The organism is Actinomadura sp. NPDC023710 (assembly GCF_040639875.1).
Lineage (GTDB): Bacteria > Actinomycetota > Actinomycetes > Streptosporangiales > Streptosporangiaceae > Spirillospora > Spirillospora citrea.
On sequence record NZ_JBFAGB010000095.1, the window covers coordinates 1 to 7,633 of the forward strand.

The 7,633-nt window shown below is 70.7% G+C and carries 8 protein-coding genes; 3 read left to right on the forward strand and 5 right to left on the reverse strand.

Translation table 11 applies throughout. The features are described from left to right. Positions 1-8: 8 nt before the first annotated feature. The 3 genes from AB0H37_RS44760 to AB0H37_RS44770 are packed head-to-tail and all read right to left on the reverse strand — an operon-like array spanning position 9 to position 3,012. The gene (locus tag AB0H37_RS44760) at positions 9-734 is read right to left on the reverse strand and encodes an ABC transporter permease (RefSeq protein ID WP_360618807.1); all 726 of its coding nucleotides are present in this window, start codon (positions 732-734) and stop codon (positions 9-11) included. Next, complete coding sequence (locus AB0H37_RS44765) at positions 731-2,080, reverse strand: hypothetical protein (protein WP_360618808.1); 1,350 nt, start codon at positions 2,078-2,080, stop codon at positions 731-733. The genes AB0H37_RS44760 and AB0H37_RS44765 overlap by 4 nt, the downstream gene beginning before the upstream one ends. Further along, positions 2,080-3,012, reverse strand: coding sequence for an ATP-binding cassette domain-containing protein (locus AB0H37_RS44770; protein WP_329092097.1), 933 nt, complete (start codon positions 3,010-3,012; stop codon positions 2,080-2,082). The genes AB0H37_RS44765 and AB0H37_RS44770 overlap by 1 nt, the downstream gene beginning before the upstream one ends. A 102-nt stretch (positions 3,013-3,114) precedes the next feature. Here AB0H37_RS44770 and AB0H37_RS44775 point away from each other — a divergent pair, with 102 nt between their 5' ends. Both AB0H37_RS44775 and AB0H37_RS44780 read left to right on the forward strand, forming a co-directional pair. Next, positions 3,115-4,347, forward strand: a complete 1,233-nt coding sequence (locus tag AB0H37_RS44775) for a histidine kinase (RefSeq protein WP_360618809.1) — start codon at positions 3,115-3,117, stop codon at positions 4,345-4,347. 15 nt (positions 4,348-4,362) lie between these two features. Then, a complete protein-coding gene (locus tag AB0H37_RS44780) occupies positions 4,363-5,040 on the forward strand; it encodes a response regulator transcription factor (RefSeq protein ID WP_360618815.1) in 678 nt (225 codons plus the stop codon). A gap of 209 nt (positions 5,041-5,249) precedes the next feature. Here AB0H37_RS44780 and AB0H37_RS44785 read toward each other — a convergent pair whose 3' ends face one another. Together AB0H37_RS44785 and AB0H37_RS44790 are read right to left on the reverse strand one after the other, a co-directional pair. Beyond that, entirely contained in the window at positions 5,250-5,708 is a 459-nt protein-coding gene (locus AB0H37_RS44785) for a nuclear transport factor 2 family protein (RefSeq protein WP_360618810.1), read from the reverse strand. Continuing rightward, positions 5,705-6,568 carry an alpha/beta hydrolase gene (locus AB0H37_RS44790; RefSeq protein WP_360618812.1) on the reverse strand — a complete coding sequence of 288 codons (864 nt, stop codon included), beginning with the start codon at positions 6,566-6,568 and terminating at the stop codon, positions 5,705-5,707. Before AB0H37_RS44790 ends, AB0H37_RS44785 begins: the two co-directional genes overlap by 4 nt. Before the next feature lie 25 nt (positions 6,569-6,593). Between AB0H37_RS44790 and AB0H37_RS44795 the strand changes: the two genes are divergently transcribed. Continuing rightward, complete coding sequence (locus AB0H37_RS44795; protein ID WP_360618813.1) at positions 6,594-7,247, forward strand: TetR family transcriptional regulator; 654 nt, start codon at positions 6,594-6,596, stop codon at positions 7,245-7,247. Positions 7,248-7,633 lie beyond the last annotated feature (386 nt).

Consider the following 7,633-nt stretch of genomic DNA (forward strand, 5'->3'; position numbering starts at 1 on the left):
GTTTCCTTTCACGCGTCGCGGGTGGTGAACAGGACCGCGCCCAGCAGCAGGGCGGCGCCGGCGTAGGCGGCCAGGACGCCGAGACCGGTCCATGGTCCGATGGGCAGGTCGCCTAGGTTGGTGGTCGACTGCACGGCCAGTCCGGCGGACATCGGTGCGTACCGCTCGATTCGGGTGTGCCAGCGTTCGTCGCCGATGAACTGGGCGAGCAGCGGAAAGAGGTAGAGCAGGCCCAGGACGGTGGTGAGGGCTGCGGCGGTGTGCCGGAGCGCGGTCGCGATGCCGAGGCTGAGCAGGGCGACGAGGGTGAGGTAGAGCACGGTACCGAATGCCGCGCGCAGGGCCGGCCCGCTGGTGACGGTGATGCCCTGGTCTCCCGCCAGGCTCCGGGCGGCGACTAGCGATCCGGTCACACTGGCCAGCGCGGCGCTGATGACGGTCGCGATGACGGTCGCCGTCTTGGCGAGCAGGACCATGGTCCGGCGCGGGGTGCAGGCCAGGGTGGTGGAGACCAGGCCGCTGGCGTATTCGTTGGTCATGGCCAGCACGGCGAGCACGACGATGGCGATCTGTCCGCAGTAGACGCCCGAGAGGCTGGCCGCTACCAGGTCGGACCCGGTCGTCAGGGCGACCGTCGCGGCGCCCAGCCCGATCGTTGACGTGGCGGCAGCCAGTAGCAGCCACGGGGTACTGCGTACCGTGTGCAGCTTCGTCCATTCGGCGCGCAGGATCATGCGTCGCGCCTGCGCAGCAGCCAGTACCCGGCCCCGAGGGCGGCGGCGGCGTAACCGGCGAGTACGGCCACGCCGCTCCAGGGGTATCCGACGGACATGCCCGCGACCGGGGTCACCTCCAGCAGCCGGGTGCCAGCGGTGGCGGGCAGGGCGGGGGCGGCGATCTGGGGGACGAACACCAACGCCATGACGGTGGTGACGGCTCCGGCGGTACGCCGCACGATCACCCCGACGCCGAGGCTGAACAGGGCGATGAGGGCGAGGAACGCGGCGCTGCCGATGATGACGCGCACGGCCGTCGCGGCCGAGGGGTCTGGGAAAAACGGCGGGCGGTAGCCGTGATCGCGCAGGATCGGCTGCGAGAGCCAGAAGGCGGCACTGGTGGCGACCAGGCCGGCCGTGAACGTGGTGCCGCCGAGCACGAGCGCCTTGGCCGCCAGGACCCTGCCCCGCCGTGGGGTCGCGACGAACGTCGTCCAGGTCAGGTTCCGCCGGTATTCGGCCGTCATGAACAGCGTTCCGACGGTCACGAAGAGGATCACGGCGACGGTGACGCCGCTGAGGGCGGCGTCGAGGCGGGTGGAGTCGTGGTCGGGCTCTGGCAGGCCGAGCTCACCGGATCCGGTCAGGGTGAACTGGCCGCCTGATCGGGCTGTGCTGCCGGCCGGTGGCGCGGGGGGCTCGATGCGGCCGGGCACGGGCGGCGGGGCCACATCCTGGCTGCTCCAGCCGACCACCGGTCGCGGCGTGAGGGTGACCGCGTCGAACGTGGCTCGCCCGACGGTGTGTACCGCCTCATGCCGTTTGGCGGCGGGGGTGCCCACAACACGGACCTGGTCCGGCGATGCGACGAAGAGGCCGACCTCGACCGCCTGCGCAAGTCCGTTGAGCGTCACGGCACCGACCGGACGCCAGGCCGCGCCGTCGCTCGACTCGTACCCGGTGATGGTGCTGCCGGTGCGGACGAGTTTGAGCCAGCGCGGCGCGGTTGTCGGGCTGGCGGCGAAGTCGGTGATCGTGCCCGAGCGCATTCGCACGCCGTGGCTGGGGGTGACCATGACTGCCGCGTACGCCAGGCGCTGTTTGATGATGATGCCGGCCTTGGCCCACGGATGGCTCGCCTGCTGGGCCCCTACCCGGGCGACGATGCTGACATCGCCGGTCACAGGTTGACCAACGAACTGGAACCGGTCGACCGGTTCGCCATCGGCGCGCGGGGTGAACGTGCTCGCCGAAGATTGCAGCACCGCGAGCACCAGCATCAGGGCCACCGCGGCGAGCAGGCCCCACACGGTGGAGCGTACGGTGCGGAACTTCGTCCACTCCGATCGCATCACGGCCGCCATCACGCGCCCTTCGCGGCGGTGTACTCGGTCGCGTCGCGGGTGATCTCCAGGTACGCCTGCTCCAGGGACACGCGGTGGGCGGTGAGTTCGGAGACGGGCAGTCCGGCGCCGGAGAGCAGGGCGGTGATCCGCTCACCGGTGAGGCCGGCAACGGTGAGGGTCCCGGGTCCGGTCAACGCGGCCGTGGCGCCGGTTTCACCGGTGAGCGCGGCTACCGCTTCGGCCGGCCGCGCCGTACGCACCACGACCCGGTCGCCGGACGCCCGGGCGAGCAGATCGGCGACGCCGATGTCGGCGACGAGCCTGCCCCGTGCGACCACGATGAGATGGTCGGCGGTGTCCTCCAGTTCACTCATCAGGTGACTGGAAACGAACACCGCCCGGCCCTGTCCCGCAAGCCCGCGCAACAGCCCACGGATCCAGTGGATGCCCTCGGGATCGAGGCCGTTGACCGGCTCGTCCAACAGCAGCACCGGCGCGTCGCCGAGCAGCGCCGCGGCGATGCCCAACCGCTGCCTCATCCCCAGCGAGAAGCCACCGGCCCGGCGGCGGGCGACCGACGCCAACCCGACGGCCTCGAGCGCCTCGTCCACCCGTCTCGGCGAAATCCCGTTGGACTGAGCCATCCACAGCAGATGGTCACGGGCCCGGCGCCCGGGATGGGGGGCGCCGGCGTCCAGCAGCGCACCGACTCTGCGCAGCGGGTTGCGCAGGCTTCGGTAGGGCCGGCCACAGACCAGCGCGGTGCCGGCGTCCGGCGCGTCCAGCCCGAGAATCATCCGCATCGTCGTGGACTTGCCCGCCCCGTTTGGCCCGACGAACCCGGTTACCCGGCCCGCCTCCACGGCGAACGAAAGCCCGTCGACGGCGACCGCCGGTCCGTAGCGTTTACGCAGTCCCCGGCACTCGATTGAAGTCGTCACGAGCTCCATACAAGCCGCCAGCGCACTTTGTCACAGGAGCGTGCCCCCGCATCTTTGAGGGAGGGCCAGCACCCATGCCCGCAGGCGTCGCCGCCGTCTACGGTGGTGGTCATGGCGGATACGGCATGGGAGGCGTTGCGGGGCAACCCGCTGCGCTTCTTCGCCTCGCTATGGCTTCTACGGACCGTCGCCTATGTGCTCTCTGGTGCCATGCTCGGCGCACTCTGCCTGCTCTGGCTTCCCGCGGCGCTCGTACTTGGCGTCGTGGTCGCGGCACCGGCGCTCACGCGCCCTCTCGTGGCGCTGGAGCGGCGGCGGGTGGTCCTGCTCGGCGGGGCACCGTTGCAGGACCCGCACGTCCGCCCCGACCAGCCGGGGCCGATTGCGTGGCTGCGCTTCCGGTGCGCGGAAGCCGTGACCTGGCGGGAACTGGCCTATCTCGGGCTGCACGCCACCGTGCTGCTGGTGCTCGACCTGGCCGCGGTCCTCCTCCTGTTCTCCCCCGTCCTGGCCCTGATGTCGGTCAACCTGACCACGACCCGCGCCCCGACGGATCCGGCCACCGGCACCGATGTCGTCGTCGCCGTGCTGATCGGCGCGCTCGGGGCGCTGGCGCTGGTGGTCGTCGGGTTCTTCGCCGTCTACGCCGTGCCCGTCGCCGCGATCGCCCACGCCAAAGTCGCCCACCTGCTGCTGGCGCCGGGATCCGGCGAGACAGTCCGCATGCTCACCCGTTCCCGCGCACGGCTGGTCGACGCGTTCGAGGTCGAGCGCCGCCGCATCGAACGCGATCTGCACGACGGCGCACAGCAACGCCTGCTCGCGCTGGGCATGACGCTGGTCGGCGCCCAGTTGGAGTTCGATGATCGCCCCGAAGCCGCGCGGGCACTGGTCGACCAGGCCGCAGAGGAGGCCAAAGCCGCCCTGGCCGAGCTGCGCGAGCTGATCCGCGGCATCCACCCGCACGTCCTCACCGACCTCGGCCTACTCGCCGCGGTCGCCGAACTGGCCGACCGCGCGACGGTCCCGGTCACCGTCACGGTCGACGTGCCCCACCGCCTGCCGACCGCAGTGGAGTCGACGGCGTACTTCGTCGTCGCCGAAGCGCTGTCCAACGCCGCCAAACACTCCACCGCAACCCAGGTATCCATCACCGGCGGCCTCACCGGCGCCCGCCTCGGTATCAAGGTGCGCGACAACGGGATCGGTGGCGCGGACCCCGCCGCCGGCACCGGCCTGGCAGGCCTGGCCGACCGGGTCGACGCGCACGGCGGCACGCTGGCCCTGTCCAGTCCGCCCGGCGGACCGACCATCCTGCGGCTGGAACTGCCATGCACTGGATAACGGAGTAACCGGATGCTGCGCGTAGTCCTTGCCGACGATGCGGTCCTCCTGCGCGAGGGCCTGGTCGCCCTCCTCGCCCGGTTCAACCACACCGTGGTAGCCGTCGGTGATGCCATCGCACTGGCTGCCGCCGTCGACGACGAACGCCCCGACGTGGTCGTCACCGATGTGCGTATGCCGCCCACGTTCACCGACGAGGGGCTGCACGCGGCGGTCGATCTGCGTCTACGGCACCCGGGCCTGCCCGTCCTCGTCCTCAGCCAGTACGTAGCCACCGCCTACGCCGCCAGACTCCTGGAATCGACCGACTCCGGCGGGGTCGGCTATCTACTCAAGGACCGCATCCTGGACGTAGCCGAATTCGTCGACGGCGTCGAGCGGGTGGCCGCCGGGGGCTGCGTGATCGACCCCGAAGTCGTCCGGCAACTGCTCACCCGCCGCCACGACCCGCTGACCCGGCTCACCCCCCGCGAACGCGAAGTCCTCGCCCTGATGGCCGAGGGCCGCTCCAACGCCGCCATCACCACCTCGCTCACCATCAGCGAGAAGGTCGTCGGCAAGCACATCAACTCGATCTTCACCAAGCTCGACCTGCCCGCGGACAGCACCGACGACCATCGCCGGGTTCGCGCCGTCCTGACCTATCTCCAGCCGCATGACCAAAAGCCGGCCGCGCGACGGGGACCGTCCTGAAGATCGTGTGGGTGGGGTGGTGATCCGGAAGGTTGCGGCCGTGGCAGAGGCGCCCTCTATACCGGTCCCGGGTAGAGGGGCGGTGTTCGACCACGAACCTTATGGGTCGCCGGGTGGGCCGACGGAAGTCTAGGTCGCCGGTTGCAGGACACCAGGGCGGATCATGGTGTGGTGAGAGTGATCGGGCACAGCGCCTGGGCCCTCAGCGGCTATGCCTCTCCTGCACGAGCATCCTTCGTGCTCGGCACGGGGAGGCGGCTGCGGAGGAGGCGAGGCCAGGCGGAGGGGCGGCGCAGCCCGGTGAGCAGGAGTGGAAGCGGGTCGGCGAAAGAGTGGCGCGCTCTGATAGCGCCGTCGGCGAGGGTGAACCGGTCGCAGACAGGGAACTCGACGGGTCCGCGGCCGAGGCTCGCGGTGCAGAGGGACTCGATGTAGGGGGTGTCGGCCTCGACGGCGGTGCGGACGACCGTGAGCGCCATGTCGGGGAACAGGGCGAACAGGCGCCGGAACATGCTCTCGATGGCGGTCACGCCGTGGGCGGCCGGGAACATGGGCTGGGTGAACGTCGCGTCCGGAGCGATCAGCGGGCGGAAGTAGTCCAGGAACGCGTCGGGTTTGGGCAGTGCCCAGCCCGCGGCGAAGGCGGCGGGAAACTCTTCGGGGGTCACCGGAGGTCCTGTTCGGCCAGGAAGCCCGCGAGCAGTTCGGCGAGCCGCGCGGGCTGGTCGTGCGGGACGAAGGTCCCCGAATTCTTGATCACTTCGAGGCGGCCGAAGGGGAAGGCCCGGGCCAGCCGCCGGCCGAGCGCCAGGGGGAAGAGCCGGTCGCGATCGGCCCAGACGACCAGGACGGGCCGGTCGTACCCGCCGAAGGCGCGGGCGGCGCCGAGGGTCTGGGCGTTGGACGCCCCGGTCATGAGTTTGGTGATGTCGCGGCGGACACCCGGGTCTGCGGCCAGCGGAGCGGCCCAGTGCCGCACCGAGCCGGGACAGTGCTCCAAAACCGCTCCGAACCCCACCCGCGAGCGGGCGATGGCCGGGACATTCATCGCGGCGGCCATCGCCCGCACCACCCCGGGGACGGAGGCCAAGCGGAACAGCAGCCGGTAGACCCCGGGCGGGAAGACCTCGAAGGCGTCGCAGGCCACCAGCGCCAGCGCGGCGACGCGGTCGGGATGTGCGGCCGTGACCAGTTGCGCGATGACACCGCCGCTGTCGTTGCCGACGAGGACGGCGCTGGGTTCGCCCAGCCGGTCCAGCACCTCGACCACCAGTTCGGCCACTCCGGGCGGGGAGAGGTCGGCGTCGGCCCGCATCGGTCGGCCGTGCGCGCCGAAGGGCCAGTCGACCGTGAAGCACCGGTGCCGTCCGGCGAGTTCGGCTACCACGGGCGACCAGACGTCCGGTCCGGCGAGGAAGCCCTGCAGGAAGACCACGGCGGGGCCAGGGCCCTCGCCGTTCGTCCAGTAGCTGACAGCGCCCTTCGACGTCTCCAGAGTATTCTGACCGGCAGTCGTAAACTGACTCATAGTCAGGGACTGTATCTTAGTCCGCATGACCGTCAAGGGCCGCAGAGCCGAGTACAAGGAACTCACCAGGAGCGCGGTGCTCGATGCGGCCGCAGCACTCTTCGCCGATCAGGGGTTCACCGCGACCACGATCGATGACGTCGCCCAGGCGGCCCGCGTCAGCAAGGGGACGGTCTACTACCACTTCACCGACAAGGCCCACCTGTTCGAGGCCGTGTTCCGCGACCGCCAGGAGCGCCTCGCGGAGGATGTCGCCGCTGCGGCCATGCGACATGACCGGCCCTGGCCTCGACTGGACGCCGCGCTGGATGCCTATCTCGAGGGAACCGTCACCGATGCCGCGCACCGGTCACTGCTCCAGCAGGCCCCCGCGGCGCTGGGCGCCGAGCGCTGCCGTGAACTGGACGAGCAGATGGGGCTGCCCGCGCTGCAGTCGCTCCTTGACGGCTTGGCCGACGCCGAGGAACTGTCGGTGGAGCCTGGTCCGATGCTGACACGCCTGATCTTCAGCGCTCTCTGCGAAGCCGCAATGACCGCTGGCGCTGCCCCCGACCCGTCCGAAGCCCGGCACACCGCCGCCGAGGCCCTTCATGCCCTCCTGGCCGGCCTGCGGCATCACACGTCCGCCACCCGCCCTCGAAACTCGGCTCGCCGGCCTTCGCCAGGAGAACGACCATGACTGCGCCCTTGTGAAACAAGGTCGCCTGGATCCATCCGCGCGGCAGGCTGAGGAGTCGCGCCCTCCGACCACGCGGTACTGCATGTGGTGGGCCGCCCCTGTGCGCACCGCGCGGAGGAGGAACGCGCGGACCTGCATCGCCAATGTCGCGGCCCCGAGACCCGAGATCACTTTCCGCGCCTGGGGATACCTCTCGTCATCGCCTTCGAATTCCTCATGGGCCGCTGAGAAAGGAGATGTGTAGCAGCAAAGCGGCGCGACGATCGAGTCATTCGACTGGCCCATGCCATCTGAGGCGCGCGAGGATCCTGTCCTTGCCGCTCTGCCAGTTGGCCTTCAGGGCCTCGACGGCTCCCTCGACGTCGGAGTCGACCAGGCGTTCGGCG

What these genes read in the sequence shown, in the direction of transcription:
- AB0H37_RS44760 (WP_360618807.1), bottom strand. Translation starts at nt 734, where the DNA reads ATGATCCTGCGCGCCGAATGGACGAAGCTGCACACGGTACGCAGTACC.
- AB0H37_RS44765 (WP_360618808.1), bottom strand. Translation starts at nt 2,080, where the DNA reads ATGGCGGCCGTGATGCGATCGGAGTGGACGAAGTTCCGCACCGTACGC.
- AB0H37_RS44770 (WP_329092097.1), bottom strand. Translation starts at nt 3,012, where the DNA reads ATGGAGCTCGTGACGACTTCAATCGAGTGCCGGGGACTGCGTAAACGC.
- AB0H37_RS44775 (WP_360618809.1), top strand. Translation starts at nt 3,115, where the DNA reads ATGGCGGATACGGCATGGGAGGCGTTGCGGGGCAACCCGCTGCGCTTC.
- AB0H37_RS44790 (WP_360618812.1), bottom strand. Translation starts at nt 6,568, where the DNA reads ATGAGTCAGTTTACGACTGCCGGTCAGAATACTCTGGAGACGTCGAAG.
- AB0H37_RS44795 (WP_360618813.1), top strand. Translation starts at nt 6,594, where the DNA reads ATGACCGTCAAGGGCCGCAGAGCCGAGTACAAGGAACTCACCAGGAGC.